Origin of the sequence: Streptomyces sulfonofaciens (assembly GCF_014656295.1) — a bacterium.
Taxonomy (GTDB): domain Bacteria; phylum Actinomycetota; class Actinomycetes; order Streptomycetales; family Streptomycetaceae; genus Streptomyces; species Streptomyces sulfonofaciens.
Genome location: NZ_BNCD01000034.1, coordinates 1 through 21,602 on the forward strand (window position 1 = coordinate 1; position 21,602 = coordinate 21,602).

Annotated in this window: 18 protein-coding genes, 1 rRNA gene and 2 riboswitches; of the genes, 14 read left to right on the top strand and 5 right to left on the bottom strand. The window is 70.8% G+C overall.

Features of this window, described 5'->3' with window-relative positions; genetic code table 11:
* The 11 genes from rrf to IE313_RS32585 all read left to right on the top strand — a co-directional run.
* Positions 1-65, top strand: a 5S ribosomal RNA gene (gene rrf, locus IE313_RS36650); the annotation flags it as partial.
* Between the two features lie 230 nt (positions 66-295).
* A complete protein-coding gene (gene clsA / locus IE313_RS32540; protein ID WP_189938639.1) occupies positions 296-904 on the top strand; it encodes a cardiolipin synthase ClsA in 609 nt (202 codons plus the stop codon).
* 114 nt (positions 905-1,018) lie between these two features.
* Entirely contained in the window at positions 1,019-3,514 is a 2,496-nt protein-coding gene (locus IE313_RS32545; RefSeq protein ID WP_189938641.1) for a mannose-1-phosphate guanyltransferase, read from the top strand.
* A 108-nt stretch (positions 3,515-3,622) separates the two neighbouring features.
* Positions 3,623-4,528, top strand: coding sequence for a DUF881 domain-containing protein (locus IE313_RS32550; protein ID WP_189938643.1), 906 nt, complete (start codon positions 3,623-3,625; stop codon positions 4,526-4,528).
* Positions 4,525-4,857: a small basic family protein gene (locus IE313_RS32555; protein WP_019708255.1), complete on the top strand. Its 333-nt coding sequence runs from the start codon at positions 4,525-4,527 to the stop codon at positions 4,855-4,857. Before IE313_RS32550 ends, IE313_RS32555 begins: the two co-directional genes overlap by 4 nt.
* A gap of 5 nt (positions 4,858-4,862) precedes the next feature.
* On the top strand, positions 4,863-5,873 hold the full coding sequence (locus tag IE313_RS32560) for a DUF881 domain-containing protein (protein ID WP_229925141.1): 1,011 nt from the start codon (positions 4,863-4,865) through the stop codon (positions 5,871-5,873).
* A 499-nt stretch (positions 5,874-6,372) separates the two neighbouring features.
* Positions 6,373-6,906: an FHA domain-containing protein gene (locus IE313_RS36260; protein WP_308439243.1), complete on the top strand. Its 534-nt coding sequence runs from the start codon at positions 6,373-6,375 to the stop codon at positions 6,904-6,906.
* A 14-nt stretch (positions 6,907-6,920) separates the two neighbouring features.
* Positions 6,921-7,694, top strand: a complete 774-nt coding sequence (gene ftsR, locus IE313_RS32570; RefSeq protein ID WP_189938645.1) for a transcriptional regulator FtsR — start codon at positions 6,921-6,923, stop codon at positions 7,692-7,694.
* An 85-nt stretch (positions 7,695-7,779) separates the two neighbouring features.
* On the top strand, positions 7,780-8,253 hold the full coding sequence (locus IE313_RS32575; protein WP_006123076.1) for a bifunctional nuclease family protein: 474 nt from the start codon (positions 7,780-7,782) through the stop codon (positions 8,251-8,253).
* A gap of 185 nt (positions 8,254-8,438) precedes the next feature.
* Positions 8,439-9,071 carry a MerR family transcriptional regulator gene (locus IE313_RS32580; RefSeq protein ID WP_189938647.1) on the top strand — a complete coding sequence of 211 codons (633 nt, stop codon included), beginning with the start codon at positions 8,439-8,441 and terminating at the stop codon, positions 9,069-9,071.
* 211 nt (positions 9,072-9,282) lie between these two features.
* Positions 9,283-10,722 (top strand): DNA polymerase IV, encoded by a 1,440-nt coding sequence (locus tag IE313_RS32585; protein ID WP_189938649.1) that lies wholly within the window; start codon positions 9,283-9,285, stop codon positions 10,720-10,722.
* Between the two features lie 40 nt (positions 10,723-10,762).
* On the opposite strand, the gene IE313_RS32590 is transcribed toward IE313_RS32585, so the two are convergent.
* Positions 10,763-11,134, bottom strand: coding sequence for a PRC-barrel domain-containing protein (locus IE313_RS32590; protein WP_189938651.1), 372 nt, complete (start codon positions 11,132-11,134; stop codon positions 10,763-10,765).
* 113 nt (positions 11,135-11,247) lie between these two features.
* Positions 11,248-11,344: riboswitch (glycine riboswitch) on the top strand.
* Positions 11,345-11,458, top strand: a riboswitch (glycine riboswitch).
* Between the two features lie 59 nt (positions 11,459-11,517).
* Here IE313_RS32590 and gcvP point away from each other — a divergent pair.
* The gene (gene gcvP, locus IE313_RS32595) at positions 11,518-14,430 is read left to right on the top strand and encodes an aminomethyl-transferring glycine dehydrogenase (RefSeq protein ID WP_189938653.1); all 2,913 of its coding nucleotides are present in this window, start codon (positions 11,518-11,520) and stop codon (positions 14,428-14,430) included.
* Between the two features lie 340 nt (positions 14,431-14,770).
* Here the strand turns inward: gcvP and IE313_RS32600 are convergent, their stop codons facing one another.
* Both IE313_RS32600 and IE313_RS32605 read right to left on the bottom strand, forming a co-directional pair.
* Positions 14,771-15,004 (bottom strand): DUF5999 family protein, encoded by a 234-nt coding sequence (locus IE313_RS32600; protein WP_189938722.1) that lies wholly within the window; start codon positions 15,002-15,004, stop codon positions 14,771-14,773.
* Positions 15,005-15,248: 244 nt separating this feature from the next.
* A complete protein-coding gene (locus IE313_RS32605; RefSeq protein WP_189938654.1) occupies positions 15,249-15,830 on the bottom strand; it encodes a hypothetical protein in 582 nt (193 codons plus the stop codon).
* Between the two features lie 543 nt (positions 15,831-16,373).
* Here IE313_RS32605 and IE313_RS32610 point away from each other — a divergent pair.
* Together IE313_RS32610 and IE313_RS32615 are read left to right on the top strand one after the other, a co-directional pair.
* Positions 16,374-17,897 (top strand): glutamate-cysteine ligase family protein, encoded by a 1,524-nt coding sequence (locus IE313_RS32610; RefSeq protein WP_189938655.1) that lies wholly within the window; start codon positions 16,374-16,376, stop codon positions 17,895-17,897.
* A 365-nt stretch (positions 17,898-18,262) separates the two neighbouring features.
* Positions 18,263-19,072, top strand: a complete 810-nt coding sequence (locus IE313_RS32615) for a CPBP family intramembrane glutamic endopeptidase (protein ID WP_373317113.1) — start codon at positions 18,263-18,265, stop codon at positions 19,070-19,072.
* A gap of 152 nt (positions 19,073-19,224) precedes the next feature.
* Here the strand turns inward: IE313_RS32615 and IE313_RS32620 are convergent, their stop codons facing one another.
* Positions 19,225-20,427, bottom strand: a complete 1,203-nt coding sequence (locus tag IE313_RS32620) for a M20 metallopeptidase family protein (RefSeq protein WP_189938656.1) — start codon at positions 20,425-20,427, stop codon at positions 19,225-19,227.
* A gap of 74 nt (positions 20,428-20,501) precedes the next feature.
* The gene (locus IE313_RS32625; protein WP_229925143.1) at positions 20,502-21,566 is read right to left on the bottom strand and encodes a DMT family transporter; all 1,065 of its coding nucleotides are present in this window, start codon (positions 21,564-21,566) and stop codon (positions 20,502-20,504) included.
* Positions 21,567-21,602: the final 36 nt, after the last annotated feature.

Consider the following 21,602-nt stretch of genomic DNA (forward strand, 5'->3'; position numbering starts at 1 on the left):
CTAAGCCTTTCAGCGCCGATGGTACTGCAGGGGGGACCCTGTGGGAGAGTAGGACGCCGCCGAACTCCTTTTGAAAGGGAGCCTTTATACCGGATCGACGATCCGGTATAAAGGCTCCCTTTTTGTTTGCCGCGCCCGGCCTGTGTGCTGGTCCCTGACGACGCCCCAAGGCGCTCCCCGCGGCCCCGTGCCTGTCCACATTCCACCCAAGACGGACCCTCCACACCACCTCGTCCCCTCTGACGGTAAGGTCAGGAGGCATCGTTGGCTCGTTTCACCCACAGGAGGCCCCCGGGTGGAGGTTCAAGAGACCCGCGTCCAGACGGACCGAGTCTTCACCATCCCGAACATCCTCAGCATGGCGCGCCTCGTAGGCGTGCCCGTGTTCCTGTGGCTGATCCTCCGGCCGGAGTTCGGCGGCCCGACAAGCGACGGGTGGGCTCTGCTCATCCTGGCGTTCAGCGGTGTCACCGACTACCTCGACGGGAAACTGGCCCGCCGCTGGAACCAGATCAGCAGCCTGGGGCGCCTCCTCGACCCCGCCGCGGACCGCCTCTACATTCTGTCGACATTGGCAGGACTCACCTGGCGGGACATTCTTCCGCTCTGGTTGACGGCTGTACTGGTCGCACGCGAACTGGTGCTCCTGGTGATGGTCGGCATCCTCCGAAGGCACGGCTATCCACCACCCCAGGTGAACTTCCTGGGCAAAGCGGCCACGTTCAACCTGATGTACGCCTTCCCTCTGCTGTTGCTCAGTGACGGAAGCGGATGGATCGCGTCAACCGCGACCGTCTTCGGATGGGCGTTCGCGGGATGGGGTACAACCCTGTATTGGTGGGCAGGGATCCTGTACATGGTTCAGGTCCGCCGACTCGTCAGTGTGGACACCACGGCCGATTGATCCCGCCGGTTGGAGTCCGCCACGGCTCGAGATGGCCCGCACCTGATATGTGCGGGAGAATCAAGACGGGTGAAGTCGGCCAGACCGTCGTCTCTCAAGGAGGACGCTTCCGACATGAAGGCCGTCGTGATGGCCGGGGGTGCAGGCACTCGCCTTCGTCCCATGACCTCAAGCATGCCCAAGCCGCTCCTGCCGGTGGCCAACCGCCCGATCATGGAGCATGTGCTACGGCTGCTCAAAAGGCACGGGCTCAATGAGACCGTCGTCACAGTCCAGTTCCTGGCGTCGCTGGTCAAGAACTACTTCGGTGACGGCGACGAACTGGGCATGGAGCTCGCCTATGCCAATGAGGAGAAGCCTCTCGGTACCGCCGGCAGCGTGAAGAACGCGGAAGCCGCGCTCAAGGACGACGCCTTCCTCGTGATCTCGGGTGATGCGCTCACCGACTTTGATCTCACCGATCTCATCAATTTTCACAAGGAAAAAGGTGCACTGGTCACGGTGTGCCTCACGCGCGTACCGAATCCCCTGGAATTCGGCATCACCATCGTCGACGAAGACGGCAAGGTGGAACGCTTCCTGGAGAAACCGACCTGGGGCCAGGTCTTCTCCGACACGGTGAACACCGGAATCTATGTGATGGAACCGGAAGTGTTCGACTACGTGGAAGCCGATGTCTCCGTGGACTGGTCCGGCGACGTGTTCCCCCAACTGCTCAAGGAGGGCAAGCCCATCTACGGCTACGTCGCCGAGGGCTACTGGGAGGACGTCGGCACGCACGAGAGCTACGTCAAGGCCCAGGCCGACGTACTGGAGGGCAAGGTCGACGTCGAGCTCGACGGCTTCGAGATCTCGCCGGGCGTCTGGGTCGCCGAAGGAGCCGAGGTCCACCCCGACGCCGTCCTCCGCGGGCCGCTCTACATCGGCGACTACGCCAAGGTGGAGGCCGGCGCCGAGATCCGGGAGCACACCGTCGTCGGCTCCAACGTCGTCGTCAAGAGCGGAGCCTTCCTCCACAAGGCGGTACTGCACGACAACGTGTACATCGGACCGCACAGCAACCTCCGCGGCTGCGTCGTCGGCAAGAACACCGACATCATGCGTGCCGCCCGCATCGAGGACGGCGCCGTCATCGGCGATGAGTGCCTGGTCGGTGAGGAATCGATTGTCCAGGGCAACGTCCGCGTCTATCCGTTCAAGACCATCGAGGCCGGCGCCTTCGTCAACACCTCGGTCATCTGGGAGTCGCGCGGTCAGGCCCACCTGTTCGGGGCGCGCGGGGTGTCCGGCATCCTGAACGTCGAGATCACCCCGGAGCTCGCGGTGCGCCTGGCGGGCGCGTATGCGACGACGCTCAAGAAGGGCTCCACGGTCACCACGGCCCGCGACCACTCCCGCGGTGCCCGCGCGCTCAAACGCGCCGTGATCTCCGCCCTGCAGGCCAGCGCCATCGACGTGCGCGACCTGGAGAACGTGCCGCTTCCCGTGGCACGGCAGCAGACCGCGCGGGGCAGCGCGGGCGGCATCATGATCAGGACCTCGCCCGGTGTTCCCGACTCCGTCGACATCATGTTCTTCGACAGCCAGGGAGCGGACCTCTCACAGGCCAGCCAGCGGAAACTCGACCGGGTCTACGCACGGCAGGAATACCGCAGGGCATTCCCCGGAGAGATCGGCGATCTGCACTTCCCCTCCAGCGTCTTCGACTCGTACACCGGTTCCCTGCTGCGGAACGTGGACATCTCGGGGATCGCCGAATCCGGTCTCAAAGTCGTCGTGGACGCCTCGAACGGTAGCGCCGGACTGGTACTGCCCAGCCTGCTGGGCAAACTCGGCGTCGACTCGCTGACCATCAACCCCGGCCTCGACGAGTCCCGTCCCACGGAGACCGCGCAGACGCGCAGGGCCGGGCTGGTGCGGCTCGGTGAGATCGTGGCCTCCGCCGGCGCGGCCTTCGGCGTGCGCTTCGACCCGGTGGGCGAGCGGCTGTCCCTGGTCGACGAGAAGGGCCGGATCGTCGAGGACGACCGCGCCCTGCTGGTGATGCTGGATCTGGTGGCCGCCGAGCGACGCAGCGGACGGGTGGCTCTTCCGGTGACCACCACACGCATCGCGGAACAGGTCGCTGCCTACCACGGCACACAGGTCGAGTGGACGACCACCTCTCCCGACGACCTCACCCGCGTCGGCCGGGACGACTCGACGATCTTCGGCGGCGACGGTCGCGGCGCGTTCATCGTGCCCGAGTTCAGCAGCGTCTTCGACGGCACGGCTGCGTTCGTACGGCTGATCGGCCTGGTCGCCCGCACCCAGCTCACCCTGAGTCAGATCGATGCCCGCATCCCGCGCGCGCATGTGCTGCAGCGCGACCTGGCGACGCCGTGGGCCGTGAAGGGGCTCGTCATGCGGCGGATCGTGGAGGCGGCAGGCGACCGCTTCGTCGACACCACGGACGGCGTACGGGTCGTGGAGGCCGACGGACGCTGGGTGATGGTGCTGCCCGATCCGGCGGAGGCGGTCACCCACCTGTGGGCGGAAGGCCCGGACGACGCTTCCGCGCAGGACCTGCTGGAGGAGTGGGCGGCGGTCGTGGACAGCGCGGGGCACTGACCGCTACGGTGCGCGCCGGGCGCTGCCCACCGTGCGCCGGGCAGCCTGCGGAGGCTGTCCGGCGCATTCGGTGGGGCCATTCGGAGGAAGCGGCCGCGACGTGCGACGATGTGCGGCATGCCGCAGCACCCCGTTCGGAGTACACCGCCGTATCCTGCGCGCCCGGACGCCTCCATGTCGCTGCTCACCAACGTCATGGACCACAGTCTCGACGAGGGATACGCCGAGGCGGCCCGGCGGCGCAGGGCCGGGACCGAGCCCGGTCTGCCGCGGGCGCTGCGCGGCAAGGTCGGGCTCGCCGCGGGTCTGGTGCTCGCCGCCGTCGTGGTGACGGTCGGGGCCGCACAGGCGAGGGTGGCGGCGCCGGTCGCCGCGAAGGAGCGCCAGGAGCTCATCGACCGCATCGACGCGGAGACCAAGGCGGCCGACAAGCTCGAAACGCAGGTCGACACCCTCCGTGACGAGGTGAGCGCGCGCCAGCGCGAGGCGCTGAAGAAGGACGGCGGGACCCGGGGCGATCTGGTGGAGCTGCTGTCCGGGGCCACGCAGACGCACGGCCCCGGGGTGAAACTCGTCGTCGACGACGCGAAGTCGGCGGACCAGGGCGGCGGAGGGCCCCGGGAGAGTGCAGGGTTCTCCGACACGGGACGGGTCCGCGACCGGGACATGCAGCGGGTCGTCAACGGTCTGTGGGAATCCGGTGCCGAGGCGATCTCGATCAACGGCCAGCGGCTGACGGCCCTGTCCGCGATCCGCGCCGCCGGTGACGCCGTGCTCGTCGACAACAGACCGCTGGTGCCGCCGTACACGGTGCTCGCGGTGGGGGACGGAAAGAACCTGAGCACCCGCTTCCAGAACAGCGGGGACGGTCGGTACCTCCACGCCCTCCAGGACAACTTCGGCATCCGGACCGCCATCTCCGTCCAGGGCGACCTCCGTCTGCCCGCCGCACCCAGCGTCATCGTACGAACAGCCAAGCCAGGATCACCGAGATCGGAGAAGGGCACATCGTGATCGCCGTACTGGGCCTCGTCGTGGGAGTCGTGGTGGGACTTTTGGTCAGGCCCGAGGTTCCCGCAGTGGTCGAGCCGTATCTTCCGATCGCCGTGGTCGCGGCGCTGGACGCCGTGTTCGGAGGACTGCGGGCGATGCTCGACGGGATTTTCGACGACAAGGTGTTCGTGGTGTCGTTCCTGTCCAACGTCGTCGTCGCGGCGCTGATCGTGTTCCTGGGCGACAAGCTCGGGGTCGGCGCACAGCTCTCCACCGGTGTTGTGGTGGTGCTCGGCATCCGCATCTTCTCCAACGCGGCCGCCATCCGTCGGCACGTGTTCAGGGCGTGAGGCCGATGAGTCCCGAGCGCACCCCCGGACACCACCTCCGCAAGGAACTGCCGGCCGAGGTGCCGGCCCCCGCGTCCGGCGACCGGCGTTCCGCCGGTGAGCGGGAGAGCGCCGAGAAGCGCACCGCGCCCGGCAACGGTGCGCAGCAGCGCGAGGGGCGGTCACGCACCGTACCCGGGCCGGCCGGGGAGGCGGGGCAGACGCCCGAGCCGGGGCCGGCGGGGCAGGGCTCGCCGGAGGACGGGCCGGCACAGCGCCCCCAAACGGACGGCGGCGACGAGCCGGGGGCGGCGGTGACGGGGCGGCAGCGGCTGGTGAAGTCGCTGTGGCCGCCGCGGGTGAGCAGGGCGCAACTCATCGTGGCCGTACTGCTGTGCGGACTCGGCTTCGGGCTCGCCATCCAGGTCGCCTCGACCAGTGACAACAGCGCACTGCGCGGCGCGCGCCAGGAAGATCTCGTACGCATCCTCGATGAACTCGGAGACCGTACACAACGTCTTCAAGATGAGAAGCAGAGCCTGGACGACCAGCGCACCGAGCTGGAGAACAGCTCGGACCAGGCCGAGGAGGCGCGCAGGCAGACGGCGGAGAAGGAGCGGCAACTCGGCATCCTGGCCGGCACCGTGGCGGCGCAGGGGCCCGGGATCACACTGACCGTCGACGACACGAAGGGGACGGTGGAGGCGGACATGCTGCTGGACACGATCCAGGAGCTGCGGGCGGCGGGCGCCGAGGCCATCCAGGTCAACGACGTGCGGATCGTGGTCAACAGCTATGTCACGGATCTGGACCACGGCGGTATCAGCGTGGACGGTCGCAAGATCGGAAAACCGTATCGTTTCAAGGTGATCGGCAAACCGGAGGATCTGGAGCCCGCGCTCAACATCCCCGGCGGCGTGGTGCAGACCCTGGAGAAAGAGCAGGCCACAGTGGCGGTGGAGCGTGCCAAGACTGTTGTCGTGGATGCCTTGCGACCGGCGAAGCGTCCTGACTACGCTCAGTCGTCCTCTCGGTGAGAGAACGGTGCATGGGGGCTGCTGACCGGGGGCAGGAGGATGCGGGGGGTCGGCGCATCGAAGAAGTGAAGTGTGGTGGAAACTGTCTGGTGCATACGGACGTTGTGAGGGTGTCTGTAGCGCCGACGTACGCCGGTGTGTGCAGTGAGGTTTGGTCCTGCCCCACGGGCGGGTCTGTATCGGTCAAGGGGAATCGCCCGTGAAGTTGTTTGCGAAGTTGTTCGGCAAGACCGCACGAGAGGGCGGTGGCGGTGCCACCTCCCGGCGTCGTGCACGCTCTGGGGAGGCGGGGGGGCAGGAGGCCGAGCGGCCGCTGTTCCGTGATCAGCTCGCTGCTCCAGGTGGTGACATTTCGGGCGAGCGGGGCGGGGCTTCTGTTGACCCTGGCGCATCAGGCCGCATAGGTTTCGGGGAATCGTCAGCCTCACGTGCGGGTGGAGGGTTTGCACCCGGCCCGTCCGGGGCTCCCGCGGGGCAGCCACGGCAGGAGGACCCCTCGATGTCGTCCCTGGTGTGTACGAGGTGCGGAAACCGCAACGCGGAGGCCAGCCGCTTCTGCTCCAACTGCGGTGCGCCGCTCAGGAGCGGCGCCGGCGAGCGTCCGTCCGAGACGACCTCCACGATCTCCATCTCCGGCCTTGAGGCATACGAGGCCGAGGCCACCGGCCAGACGCCGTCCCCTGCGCTGTCCTCCGAGGCCCAGGCCGCGGTGGATGCACTGCCGGTGGGCTCGGCCCTGCTGATCGTGCGCCGCGGCCCGAACTCGGGCAGCCGCTTCCTGCTGGACGGCGAGCTGACCACGGCCGGCCGTCACCCGCAGAGCGACATCTTCCTCGACGACGTGACGGTCTCGCGTCGCCACGTCGAGTTCCGCCGCGGCGCGGACGGCTCCTTCACGGTCGCCGACGTGGGCTCGCTGAACGGCACCTACGTCAACCGTGAGCGGATCGAGTCGGCTCCGCTCTCGAACGGTGACGAGGTGCAGATCGGCAAGTACCGCCTGGTCTTCTACGCGAGCCAGCGAGGCGTCTGACCGTAGGAAGGTCCATGCTGCAACCATCGGGCGGCGGCACCGGGGACGGTGCCGCCGCCGCGAACGACCGCCCGATGAGCATCGGGGCCGTGCTGAAGGTGCTGCGGGAGGAGTTCCCGGAGGTCACCATCTCCAAGATCCGCTTCTTGGAGTCGGAGGGGCTGATCGATCCCCAGCGCACACCCTCGGGCTACCGGAAGTTCAGCAGTGCGGACGTCCGGCGCCTGGGCCACGTGCTGAGGATGCAGCGCGACCACTACATGCCGCTCAAGGTGATCAGGACGCACCTGGACGCCCTGGAGCGCGGTGAGCCTGTGCTGGCCTCGTTAGGAGGCCGCCAAGACGACCAGACGGGCGGCGGGCCCCTTTCCGGGGTGTTTGCGCCCTACGAGCCCTACGGGGGCGCTGAGGCGCCGACAGCGGCCCGTGTCGGCCGCTCCGAGCTGCTGGCCGCGGCCGGGATCGAGGAGCGCGACCTCGAGGAGTGGGAGTCGTACGGACTGCTCGCCCCACTGCCGGACGGCGGCTACGACGCCGGCGCGGTGACCGTGGCCGCCCTGGTGGGCGAGCTGGGGCAGTTCGGTATCGAACCACGGCACCTCAGGGCGGTGAAGGCGTCCGCCGACCGGGCGGCCGGCCTGGTCGACCAGGTCGTGGCCCCGCTGCGGCGCCACAGGAACCCGCAGACCAGGGCCCACGCCGAGGCCCGCACCAAGGAACTCGCCGGGCTCACCGTGCGCCTGCACGCGGCGCTCGTACAGGGCGCCCTCGGTGTGCGTCTGCCCTGAATAGTGGGGTGTCTGCCCCGAATCATCTGGTGTGCGTCGGGTGCCCGACTACCCAAAGGTGGCAGGCACGGCCTAGGGTTGCTGTGTGAACGAGCTCGATGTCGTAGGTGTCCGGGTGGAGATGCCCTCCAACCAGCCGATCGTGCTCCTGCGTGAAGTGGGAGGCGACCGGTACCTCCCTATCTGGATCGGCCCAGGTGAGGCAACGGCCATTGCCTTCGCCCAGCAGGGCATGGCTCCGGCCAGACCGCTGACGCACGACCTCTTCAAGGACGTGCTGGAGGCCGTCGGCCAGGAGCTCACGGAAGTGCGCATCACCGACCTGCGGGAAGGCGTCTTCTATGCGGAGCTCGTGTTCGCGAGCGGCGTGGAGGTCAGTGCGCGTCCGTCCGACGCCATAGCGCTGGCGCTGCGGACCGGCACGCCCATCTACGGCAGCGACGGTGTGCTGGACGACGCCGGCATCGCGATCCCGGACGAGCAGGAGGACGAGGTGGAGAAGTTCCGCGAGTTCCTCGACCAGATCTCGCCGGAGGACTTCGGCACCAACAGCCAGTGACCGGCGGCGTCAGGTGACCCGCCGGTAGGCGGAATCCGAGCGCATTCGGCTAGCCTTTCCCCGCGGCGGAGCACGGGAAACCACTCCTGGGGTGATTATCACTCGGCGTGCCGAGTGTGGCGATCGTTGACGCACCCCTAGTGACTGCCTACCGTCGACAGGGCAGGTCAAGGACGGAGGTCGGCGTGAGAAGCAGCGGCGACGGCACGGCTGGGGGTCCCGGACGCAGTCCGGTGGAGAGCGGTCCGTTCTCGCTGCGGGACAGCGGGGCCGGCCACCTTCCCGACCGCCCCACGGCGATAGACCGCGGTGGCACGGCCCCCGAGGAGATCGGCTACCGGGGCCCGGCGGCCTGTGCGGCGGCGGGCATCACCTACCGCCAGCTCGACTACTGGGCACGCACCGGCCTGGTCGAACCGAGCGTGCGTCCCGCGTACGGGTCCGGTACCCAGCGCCTCTACAGCTTCCGTGACGTCGTCGTCCTGAAGATCGTCAAGCGCTTCCTGGACACCGGCGTCTCCCTCCAGAACATCAGGGCCGCCGTGCGCCATCTGCGAGAGCGCGGCTTCAGCGACCTCGAGCGCATGACGCTGATGAGCGACGGTGCCACCGTCTACGAATGCACCTCACCCGACGAGGTCCACGACCTGCTCCAGGGCGGGCAGGGCGTCTTCGGCATCGCGGTCGGTGTGGTGTGGCGGGATGTGCAGAGCGCGCTCTCCCAACTGCACGGGGAGCGCATCGACACCGGCGAGACGCTGATCGGCCACCACCCCGAGGACGAGCTCGCCACCCGCAGGCGCAACAGGGCGGTGTGAGCCCACCGGGCCGCCGCGCGGTGCAAGCCCCACCGGGACCGCAGGCACCAGCGCGCACCGGCCCCACCGGCGCCCACCACACGCGCCCGGTACCACTGGACAGCCCGGTAGGCGGCCACGGCAGGCGGCCACGGCACGGGCCCACGACACCCGGCACACCAGGAGCGCCGTTCATCCCCCGATGTCAGTGCCGTAGGGCAGCATCGACGGTGTGAGACGCGAGCCCACCATCCTGCACCTCGACATGGACGCCTTCTACGCCTCGGCGGAGCAGGCGGCCAAGCCGAGCCTGCGCGGAAAGGCCGTGGTGGTGGGCGGTCTCGGGCCGCGCGGGGTGGTCGCCACGGCGTCGTACGAGGCGCGCCGATTCGGAGTGCACTCGGCCATGCCGATGGGCCAGGCCCGCAGGCTCGCCCCGCACGCCGCGTACCTGGTCCCCCGCTTCGGCCTCTACCGCGACATCAGCGAGCAGGTGATGGGCCTGCTGCGGGAGCTGTCGCCGCTGGTCGAGCCGCTGAGCCTGGACGAGGCGTTCGTCGACCTGGAGGCCGCAGGAGCCGCCTGGGACGCCGCCTCGGCGCGCACCACCGGCGAGCGGCTGCGCACCGACATCAAGACCCTCACCGGCCTCACCGGATCCGTCGGCCTGGCCGCGTCCAAGATGCTGGCGAAGATCGCCTCGGAAGAGGCCAAGCCCGACGGTCTCGTCCTGATACGGCCGGGTACCGAGCGCGCCCTGCTCGCCCCCATGCCCGTGCGCACCCTGCCCGGCGTAGGCCCCGCCACCGGCGACCACCTGCGCCGTGCCGGTATCACCACCGTCGGCGAGATCGCCGAGGCCGGTGAGGACGAGCTGATCAGGCTGCTCGGCAAGGCACACGGCAGCGCGCTGCACGCCATGGCACGGGCTCAGGACGACCGCCCTGTGGTGGCCGAGCGCGACACGAAGTCCGTCTCCGTGGAGGACACCTACGACGTCGACATCCACGACCGGGTACGGGTGCGCACCGAGGTGCAGCGGCTCGCCGACCGGTGCGTGCAGCGGCTGCGTGCCGCGGGCCGCTCCGGCCGCACCGTCGTGCTGAAGGTGCGGCGCTACGACTTCTCCACCCTGACCAGGTCGGAGACGCTGCGCGGCCCCACCGACGACCCGTCCGTGGTGCGCGAGGCCGCCGCGCGGCTGCTGGAGGCCGTGGACACCACCGGGGGAGTACGCCTGCTCGGTGTCGGTGTCAGCTCTCTCGCCGACTTCACCCAGGAGGACCTGTTCGCCCAGGCCGCGGGGGAGCACCCAGCGGAGCCCGAGCCGGAGGCCGAGGAGGAGCACGAGGAGGCGCCCGCCCCGGCCGAGCGGCGTTGGCCGGCCGGCCACGACGTGCACCACACCGCCTACGGCCCCGGCTGGATCCAGGGCAGCGGCCTCGGCCGGGTCACGGTCCGCTTCGAGACGCCCGGCTCTTTGCCCGGCCGCGTCCGCACCTTCCGCACGGACGACGCGGACCTCACCCTCTCCGACCCGCTGCCCCTGGTACCGGAGGCGATGCGCAGACCACCACCGCAGCCGGTGGCCGAGGACGCGGCGGAGCAGGAGGACGAGAAGGATCCGGGCGCGATACCGGGCCCGGCCGCAGGGCCGAGGGACGGCGCCTGACCATCGTGGCCGGCGGTGGCCGGCGGTATCCGGCGTGGTGTCAGCCCTCGTCCTGTCCCGCCAGCCGCCCGAAGTCGCGGTCCTCGGGAGGCGGCGGTGCCGTCGTGTCGAGGCCGTAGTGGTGGTAGAGCTGCAGTTCCTGGGCGGGGGAGAGGTGACGGCCCACGCCGAAGTCGGGAGCGTCCTTGATCAGGGACCGGTCGAACGGCACGTGCAGCGTGCCGTCCTCCAGGCGGCTCGGCTCCAGGGGCACAAAGGCATCACGGCTGAAGAACCCGGTCCTTATGGCCGCCCACTCCGGGACGCCCGTCGCGTCGTCGAGGTAGACCTCGTCGACCGTGCCGATCTTCGTGCCGTTGCGGTCGAACGCCTTGCGGCCGATCAGGTGGCGCGGATCGATGTCGCTCTGCACGGTGCCTCCATCTGGTTGCACATCATCCGTAAACACTACGAAAGAGCACAATCCGCGAGGCGGCCACTCGAACGTTCTGCCGCGGCACCCGCTGGTACGCTGGCCATGGCTGCAGAACCCGTGCGGGAGAGCTCCCCGGCTGCGACCGTGGGGCGCCGAAGGAGCAAATCCTCCCCGGAATCTCTCAGGCCCCTGTACCGCACGGGCGAGGTCACTCTGGAAAGCAGAGCGGGAGCCCCTTGGCCTCCGTTCTCACCGACGGTGAAAGCCGGACGCGAGAGCGTTCCGGTGAAGCTCTCAGGTCGAGATGACAGAGGGGGAGGCCGGACGGGCACCCGTGTCGTGGTGTCCCTCGAAGGTCGTACAGACCAGGAGGCCTCCGCATGACCCCCAACCGCACTCCGCTCGCCCAGCTCGAAGAGGGCATCCCCTTCGCCCGGCGCCACATCGGCCCCGACGCCGAAGCCCTGGCCAAGATGCTGGCGCAGGTCGGTTACGGCTCCCTGGACGAGCTCACCGAGGCCGCCGTGCCGGGCGTGATCAAGGACACCGAGGCCCTTCCGCTGCCCGCCGCGCGCACCGAGGCTGAGGTGCTCGACGAACTGCGTGCCCTCGCCGGGCGCAACGACGTCCTCGACTCCATGATCGGGCTCGGCTACCACGGCACCTTCACGCCCCCGGTCATCCTGCGCAACGTCATGGAGAACCCCGCCTGGTACACCGCGTACACGCCCTACCAGCCGGAGATCTCACAGGGCCGCCTGGAGGCGCTGCTCAACTTCCAGACGGTGGTGTCCGAGCTGACCGGACTGCCCACGGCCGGCGCCTCGCTGCTCGACGAGGGCACCGCGGCGGCCGAGGCGATGGCGCTGTCCCGGCGGGTCGGCAAGGTCAAGGACGGTGTCTTCCTGGTCGACGCCGACGCCCTCCCGCAGACCATCGCCGTGATCCGGACCCGCGCCGAACCCGCCGGCGTCCAGGTGGTCGTCGCCGATCTCACCGCCGGGATCCCCGCCGAGGCGGCCGAGCGCGGTGTGGTGGGCGTGCTGGTGCAGTACCCGGGCGCCTCGGGCGCCGTGCGCGACATCCGGCCGGTCGTCGAGGAGGCCCACGAGCTGGGCGCCGTCGTCACCGTCGCCGCCGACCTGCTCGCCCTCACCCTGCTGCGCTCGCCCGGCGAGCTGGGCGCGGACATCGCCGTCGGCACCACCCAGCGGTTCGGCGTGCCGATGGGCTTCGGCGGACCGCACGCAGGCTACCTGGCGGTGCGGGAGCGGTTCGCCCGCAGCCTCCCGGGCCGGCTGGTGGGGGTCTCCGTCGACGCCGACGACCATCCGGCCTACCGGCTGGCGCTGCAGACCCGTGAGCAGCACATCCGCCGTGAGAAGGCCACCAGCAACATCTGCACCGCGCAGGTCCTGCTCGCCGTCATGGCTGCGATGTACGCCGTCTACCACGGACCCGACGGATTGCGCACCATCGCCCGGCGCACCCACCGGTACGCCACGCTCCTGGCCGAGGGCCTCAGGCGCGGCGGTGCCGAGGTCGTGCACGACGTCTTCTTCGACACCGTGACGGTACGGGTGCCGGGCCGGGCGGCCGCGGTGGTGAAGGCGGCCAGGGAGAACGGTGTCAACCTGCGCCTGACCGACGCCGACCACGTGGGCGTCGCCTGCGACGAGACCACCACGCGAGGCCACCTCGGCACGGTGTGGACCGCCTTCGGCGTGGAGGCCGACATCGAGTCGCTGGACGCCGCCCTCACCGACGCCGCGCCCGACGGCAGCGAGGGGGACGCGCTGCCCGAGGGCCTGCTGCGCACCGACGCCTACCTGACCCACCCGGTCTTCCACCAGCACCGCTCCGAGACGGCCATGCTGCGCTACCTGCGCAGGCTGGCCGACCGCGACTACGCCCTGGACCGGGGGATGATCCCGCTCGGCTCCTGCACCATGAAGCTCAACGCCACCACGGAGATGGAACCCGTCACCTGGCCCGGCTTCGCTGCCCTGCATCCCTTCGCCCCCGCCGAGCAGGCGCAGGGCTACCTCAGCCTCATCCAGGAGCTGGAGGAGCAGCTCGCGGGGATCACCGGCTACGACAAGGTCTCCCTCCAGCCGAACGCCGGATCGCAGGGCGAGTTCGCCGGCCTGCTCGCGGTGCGCGGCTACCACCGCTCCCGCGGGGACGACCAGCGCACCGTCTGCCTCATCCCGTCCTCGGCGCACGGCACCAACGCCGCCAGCGCGGTGATGGCCGGGATGCGGGTGGTGGTCGTGAAGACCTCGGACGACGGCGAGATCGACATCGCCGACCTGCACGCCAAGATCGAGCAGCACCGTGACCAGCTCGCCGTCCTGATGATCACGTACCCGTCGACGCACGGGGTGTTCGAGGAGCACGTCGCCGACATCTGCGCGGCCGTGCACGACGCCGGCGGCCAGGTGTACGTCGACGGTGCCAACCTCAACGCCCTGATGGGTCTTGCGAGGCCCGGCCGCTTCGGCGGTGACGTCTCGCACCTCAATCTGCACAAGACCTTCTGCATTCCGCACGGCGGCGGCGGGCCCGGCGTCGGCCCGGTCGCGGTGCGCGAGCACCTCGCGCCGTTCCTGCCCAACCATCCGCTGCAGCCCGGCGCCGGCCGGGAGAGCGGCATCGGGCCCGTCGCCGCCGCACCCTGGGGATCGGCGGGCATCCTCCCCATCTCCTGGGCCTTCGTGCGCCTGATGGGCGCTGCCGGGCTCAAGCGCGCCACCCAGGTCGCGGTACTCGGTGCCAACTACATCGCGCGCCGCCTGGAGCCGCACTACCCGGTGCTCTACACCGGCCCCGGCGGTCTGGTCGCCCACGAGTGCATCATCGACCTGCGGCCGCTGACCAAGGCCACCGGTGTGACGGTGGACGACGTCGCCAAGCGGCTGATCGACTACGGCTTCCACGCACCGACGATGTCGTTCCCTGTGGCGGGCACCCTGATGATCGAGCCGACCGAGAGCGAGGACCTGACCGAGCTCGACCGGTTCTGCGAAGCGATGATCGCCATTCGCGCCGAGATCGAGCAGGTGGCCTCGGGGGCCTGGCCCGCGGACGACAACCCGCTGCGGAACGCCCCGCACACGGCGGAGTCCGTCGGCGCCGCGTGGGAGCACCCGTACAGCCGCCAGGAGGCGGTCTTCCCCGCGGGGGTGGTGGCCGCGGACAAGTACTGGCCGCCGGTGCGCCGCATCGACCAGGCCTACGGCGACCGCAATCTGGTCTGCTCCTGCCCGCCGCCGGACGCGTACGAGGACTGAGCACACCAGGCGCCGGCCCGTCCCGTGCGGGCCGTGGTCGTGGCCGGCCCCGGGCGGTGTCGTGGCAGGGGCCCGGCGCGGCAGCAGGTCCTGCGTCGCCGCGGTTTTGTGCGCACGCAAGGGGGCCGCGCCGCGGTTCCGTATACAAGGAGAGGCCCGCGCCGCGCTTCCGTCCGGCATCGGCGGCCCGCACGGACAGAGGTCGGCCCGGGTCCTTCCGGGCCGGCCCCCTGGCGTGTCCAGCCGTCGCGCCCGTCGGCATGCCCAGTCGTCGCGCCCGCCGACGCCTCCGGCTGTCGCGCTCGTCGGTGCCGGTCGTCGGCGCGTCCAGCCGTCGCGCTCACGCGGCATCCCGCGCCGGGCGGCGCTGTGCGGCCGTCACCACCCGGCCCGAACCCAGTGGCCGGTGCGGGACGATGATCTGTCCGTCCGGCAGCAGCTCACCGGTGTCCTCGAAGAGCAGGATGCCGTTGCACAGCAGGCTCCAGCCCTGCTCCGGGTGGTGCACCACGGGGTGGGCGGCCTCCCGGTCGGCGGACTCGACTGACGGGCATGCCGGCCGGTGCCGGCACACGGCCGTGATCTCTCGCTGTGCTGCGGTGTCTGTCCTGCGGCTCGACGTCTTCATGCCGCCCCCCGTTTCAAGTCGGTCGTGTCGCCAGTGTCGCCCCGCGGGCGGTGATCCGCGGGGATTTCGCGGCAGTGCTCCTCACTTGTTGAGGACGCGTCACCCGGGTGGGCGGTTCGGCCCAACTGCCACGACCTGGAGAGGGGTTGACGAGAGCATGCGGAACCGGGCGGAAACGGTGGTACGGGGGTCAGGCGGACGAGCTGAGCAGGGGCGTCGGGGTCAGCCGCCGGGTGAGCAGGGGCAGCAGCTCCGCGAAGCGGTGCGCGCGGTGTGCGGCGATGCCGGGAGGCGCGGGCGCCAGCGGGACGAGCAGATCGGAGGGTGCGGGATGGCCGGTGGTGGCGTCCGCCGCGCAGTCCCCGTGCAGCCACAGCGTGAGCATGTACAGCTCGGGCACGGACAGCAGGCGCGGCTGGTACGCGGCCGGCAGGGCCTCGGCCTGCCGCAGGGCCTGCTCGGTGGCCGTGACGTACGGCCCCTCGAAGAAGTGGGAGAAGGCCCAGCCGTCCGGCGTGAGCATGGTGTCGGCGGCAGCCACCGCACGGCCGCCCGTGCGGAGCAGGAAGCGCCAGGCGGTGAGGCGGGTGGGTGCGTGGCCTGAGGGGGTGATCCGGTCCAGGACGTGCACGGACAGGGGGGACTCCGCGGTCACGGGCTGCTGGGCGGCCCTGAGGGCCGGGGTGGGGGCTTCACGGACGGCTGTGGGGGAGTTCAGTGCCGTGAGAACGCTGCGCTGGGCCGGCGCGGGAGCAGGGGGGACGTGCAGCATGGTGGGTCGCCTCTCATTCGACAGGCAGAGTGAAGCGGGGCACGTGCGGACGACGCTGTCGGCGGTCAGGGGTACCGGTGGCGGGATGGGCGTGGGACTCGCTCCGGTACCAACTCTCTGCCCCGTTCGCGAAGTTTATACGACACGTGTTCCCACGAGGTTTCGGCTAGCTGTCCCCGGTATTGCAGACAAGGTGCTATCCAGTCACCATGATGTGCTGTTCATCCTGCTTTCATGTGCCATCACGGCCGTGACCTCGAAAGCTTTACCATGAAAGGATGGCCGGTTCTTATCAGCGATTATCGGCGCATGCCCCACTGAATGCCGAATCAACCGTCGTAGAGTCTTTCATCGTGCATGCCCCGCAGTGAGCGAACGAGCACGCAGCGCTCATGCCCCGTGAATGTGCCGCCTGCCGTCTGCCGTCGACCCTACCCGTCCCGCGGTCCGAACCGGGCGTTACAGATCACACGGTCCGGGCATCATCCACCGTGACACACACCAGCCGGTCCCTGGGCCGCCCATTCGAGGAGGGACACTTCGATGGGGGAGAAGGTCGTGGCAGGCGCGTTCGACCTGTCCGATCGGCAGCAGTACCGCGAGAAGCTCGGGCAGTGCCTGGCGGCACTGCAGCGGCTGCTCCAGGAAGAGCGCTTCGACCGTCCCAGGAATCTCATGGGACTGGAGATCGAGCTGAATCTCGCGGGACTCGACGGCATGCCGAGGATGATGAATGCACAGGTGCTCGAACGCATCGCGAGTCGCGATTTCCAGACCGAGCTTGCGATGTTCAACCTGGAGGTGAACATCGCCCCGCGGCGGTTGGGCGACCGTGTTCTCGACCGCCTGGCGGAAGAGCTCCGCACCGGCCTGGGCTACGCCCACCGAAAGGCCAAGGAGGTCGACGCGGGGATCGTGATGATCGGCATCCTGCCGACCCTCGCACGCCAGGACCTGGTGTCCGCGAACCTGTCGGACGTCGACCGCTACGCACTGCTCAACGACCAGATCGTGGCGGCCCGCGGGGAGGACTTCACGCTGGACATCGAGGGCGTGGAGCGGCTGACGTGCACGTCGGCCTCCATCGCCCCGGAGGCCGCCTGCACATCCGTGCAGTTGCACCTCCAGGTGACCCCGAACCGGTTCGCCGGTGTGTGGAACGCCGCCCAGGCGGTGGCCGCCGCGCAGATCGCGGTGGGCGCCAACTCCCCGTTCCTCTTCGGCCGTGAGCTGTGGCGCGAGTCGCGCCCGCCGCTGTTCCAGCAGTCGATCGACACACGGCCGCCCGAGCTGCGCGCCCAGGGCGTACGGCCGCGCACCTGGTTCGGGGAGCGGTGGATCGATTCCGCGCAGGACCTCTTCGAGGAGAACCTGCGGTACTTCCCCGCGCTGCTGCCCATCTGCGACTCCGAGGATCCCGAGCAGGTACTGGACGAGGGAGGGGTGCCGAAGCTCGGCGAGCTGGTCCTGCACAACGGCACCGTCTACCGCTGGAACCGCCCCGTCTACGACGTCGCCGACGGTGTACCGCACCTGCGGGTAGAGAACCGCGTACTGCCCGCCGGGCCCACCGTCATCGACGTGGTCGCCAATGCCGCCTTCTACTACGGCCTGGTCAGGGCGCTCGCCGAGGAGCCCAGGCCGGTCTGGTCCAGGCTGCCCTTCGAGGCCGCGGCCGCCAACTTCGACACCGCCTGCCGCCACGGCATCGAGGCCCACCTGGAGTGGCCGCGGCGCGGCAGATACGGCGGCCTGGTCCGGCTGCCCGCCGTGTCCCTGGTCCGCGACGAACTGCTGCCGCTGGCCGCGGCCGGGCTGGACGCCTGGGGTGTGGAGCCGGCCGACCGCGACCTGTACCTGGGAGTCATCGAGGAGCGGTGCCGGCGGCGCCGCAACGGCGCCACCTGGCAGGCGGACACCTTCCACCGGGCGCTGGAGAGCGGGCTGGACCGCGAGGCCGCGCTCGCTGCCACCACCCGCCGCTACTGCGAGCTGATGGAGCTGGGCGAGCCGGTGCACAGTTGGCCGGTGGCGGCGCCTGCCGCGGTGCCGTCCACGGTGCCGTAGACCGGCTCCGGCGCGGGCCGGTCCCGGCGCGGGCCGGTCCCGGTGAGGACGGGTCCGGTGCCGATGGGTCCGGCGCGGACGGGTCCGGCGCGGACGCGTTGGTGTCGACTGTCCTGGCGGGGCGGCCGGGCACGGGCCCGCGCGCCTGCCCACCGGCCCGGTGGCCGGTGGGGTCCGGTCCGGCCACGCCGTGGCATGTGCGCGTGTCCGCCCCCGGTCCCCGCTGCACCGCCCCCTGCTGCCGCCCACCGGTGCCGTGCCGCATGATCGGCGGCGGCGTGCGACGATTCCGTCTGCGGGTGCGGACAGCCGCCCCGGTGGGCCCGGACGCGGGCGCGGGGAACGGGATCACCACGGGAGGCAGGGTGCGGGCGAAGGCGGAGGCGGACTCGGAGACCGGGGCCCCGCCCGTGGAGCGGCACTCACGGCGTGTCCTCGGGAGGGAGACGCTGCTGGTGCTCGGGCTCTCGCTCGGCGCAAGCGGGGTGTCCGCACTGATCAGCTTCGTGGGCTCGGTCACCGAACCGGGCGGCCTCAAGGACCAGGCGGCGACGCTGAACGCCTCCGCCGCACCGGGGCGCCCCTGGCTGGACCTCGCCTGGCAACTGTTCGGCATCGCCACCGCGCTGGTGCCCGTCGCACTGGTCGCGCACCTGCTGCTGCGCGAGGGCGCCGGGCTGCGCACGATCGGTTTCGACCGCGGCAGGCCGAGGCCGGACCTCCTGCGCGGCGCCGTGATCGCGGCCGTGATCGGCAGCGCGGGGATCGCCTTCTACCTGGCGGCCCGCGGCCTGGGCTTCAACCTGACGGTGGTGCCGGAGGCCCTGCCGGGCGTGTGGTGGAAGTACCCGGTGCTCGTCCTGTCCGCCGTGCAGAACGCGGTGCTGGAGGAGGTGATCGTGGTCGGCTATCTGCTGCGCCGTCTTGGCCAGTTGGGTTGGAGACCCGGGAACGCGCTCGTCGCGAGCTCGGTGCTGCGCGGGTCCTACCACCTCTACCAGGGGGTCGGAGGCTTTCTCGGGAACGTGGCCATGGGCACGGTCTTCGTGTTCCTCTACCGGCGTTGGGGCCGGGTCGGCCCGCTGGTGGTGGCCCATGCCCTGCTCGACATCGGGGCGTTCGTGGGATACGCGCTGCTCGCGGGCAAGGTGGGCTGGCTGCCGACCGCGCCGTGAGCGGCAGGTGGGCGCGCCGTTCGCCCACCTGCCACGGCGACCCGCCGCCCGGGAGGTGCCCTTGCCTCCCGGTTGCCCGCGCCCTCCGCACGGTCCGCCCCGGCCGCCCGCCGCCCGGCCCCCTGCCGCCCGCGGCCGTCCAGCGCCTGCGCTCAGTCCCAGGCGCGCAGCCGGCGCAGGGCCAGCTCCGCGTAGAGAGCCGCGCCGTCGGCGAGCACGGCGTCGTCGAAGACCGCGTCGGGCGAGTGGTTGCCCGCCGCGGTACCCGGGTCCCGGTCGTCCGGGCAGGCGCCGACGAACAGGTAGGCCCCGGGCACCTCGTCCAGCACGTACGAGAAGTCCTCGGACGCGGTGACGGGCCGGGGCACCTCGAAGTAGCGCTCGGGCCCGAAGACCTCCCTGACCACGTCCGCGGCGAACGCGCTCTGGGCGGGGTCGTTCACGGTCACCGGGTAGTCGAGGCTGTGCTCCGTCTCCACCGCCAGGCCGTGTGCCGAGCCGATCCCGGTCACCACCCGCCGCAGCTCCGTCAGCAGGCGGTCCCGGTGCTGCCGTGAGAAGGACCGGACCGTGACCGTGAAGCGTGCCTCCTCGGGTACGGCGTTCTCTGCGGCACCTGCGTGGAAGGAGGTGACCGTGGCGACCACGGGGTCGAAGGCGTCGAAGGACCTGGTCACCCACGTCCCGAGCGCGCCCACCATCTCGCACGCCGCCGGGATCGGGTCCTTGCCCAGGTGCGGCGACGCGCTGTGGCCGCCGGCCCCGCGCACCGTCACGCGCAGCGCGTCGCACGCGGCGAGCACGGGACCCGGCCGTGAGACGACCATGCCGCGCGGCAGCAGCGAGGGGGTCACATGGAGCGCGAACGCGGCGTCGGCCCGCCGGCCGCCCGCCTCCAGCACCCCCTCCTCGACCATCAGCCTCGCCCCGCCGTACCCCTCCTCGCCCGGCTGGAACATGAAGACCACGGTGCCGGCGAATTCCGCACCGCCCAGCAGCCGGGCCGCGCCGACCAGCATGGCGGTGTGCAGGTCGTGCCCGCAGGCGTGCATGGCCTCCGGGTTCCGGGAGGCGTACGGGAGGTCGTTGCGCTCGGTGAGCGGGAGGGCGTCCATGTCGGCGCGCAGCAGCACCGTGCCGCCCGGACGGGAGCCCCGCAGCACCGCGGTCACGGAGCTGAGGGCCTTGCCGGTGGAGATCCCAAGGCCCGGGCCGTCCAGCGCGGCCAGCACCTTCTGCTGCGTACGGGGCAGGTCGAGACCGGTCTCCGGCTCGGCGTGCAGGGCGCGGCGGAGCCGGATCAGGTCGTCCGCGAACTCCCGGGCGCGGGCCCGCAGCACAAGCGGCTCGGACATACGTGTCTCCTGTCGTGGTGGTGGCGGTCCGGCGCGGCAGCGGCCGTGGGCGGCGGCCGCGCCGGACCGCGGGCTCACTTCCTGCGTTGCGCGAAGGCCACACCGCCCAGGCACAGCAGCCCACCGCCCAGGGCCAGCCACGGCGGTGTCTCACCGAGGAAGAGCCAGCCCATGAGCACGGCGAACGGCGCCACCAGATAGGTCATCGCGCCCATCCGCCCTGCTGTGGAGCGCGCCAGGGCATAGGCCCAGGTGGTGAAGGCCAGGGCGGTCGGCAGCGCGCCGAGGTAGACCGTCCAGGCGATCGCGGAGGCGTCGGCGTCGGCGAGTTGGTCGATGAGCTGCGGTGCGAACGGCAGGCAGATCACCAGGCCGACGATGCACGCCAGCCAGGTGACCACCAGCGCCGAGGTGTTGGCCAGCAGTGGCTTCTGGCTGACCACGCCGCCCGCGTAGGTGACCGTCGCCACCAGGCCCAGCAGCGAACCCACTCCGGCCGAAGAGCTGTGCCCCGTGGTGGCGAGACCGATCAGGATCGCCCCGGCGAACGCGATCGCGCCGCCGACCACCAGGGGCTTCGGCAGCCCCTCCCGCAGGAGAACGGCGGCCAGCAGTGCGATCAGGATCGGCCCCAGACTGACGATCAGCGACGCGGTGCCCGCGTCGATGCGCTGCTCGGACGCGTTGAGCGCGAGGTTGTAGACGCCGAACCAGAGGATCCCGCACACCAGCAGCCGCGGGATGTCCGCCCGCGGCGGCATCGCCGCTCTTCTCGCCACGACGAACACGCCGAGCACGACCGCGCCGACGAATAACCGCCCCAGGGTCAGTGCACCGGGCGAGAGCGCGCGCCCTGCCGCCCGGATGCCCACGAACGCCGAGGCCCAGAGCAGCACGGTGACCAGCGCGGCGCCGATGACCAGCGGCGGCTCACCCGAAACGCCGGCCGCCGCGCCGCGTGCCGGCACGGCCGCCGAGGTGCCCCCGCCGGCGGCCGTGCTCTCCGCGGCGGCCGTGCTCTGCGCGGTGGCCGTGTTCGCGGCCGCGGTCGTGTGCTCGGCAGCGGCCGTGTGCTCGGCGCCCGTCTGCTCCTCTGCGTTCCGGGCGCCCTGCGGGCTGTCGGAGGTGTCTGGGGTCACTGATCCTCATCTCTTCGCACGGGGCAGGCGGTGGAG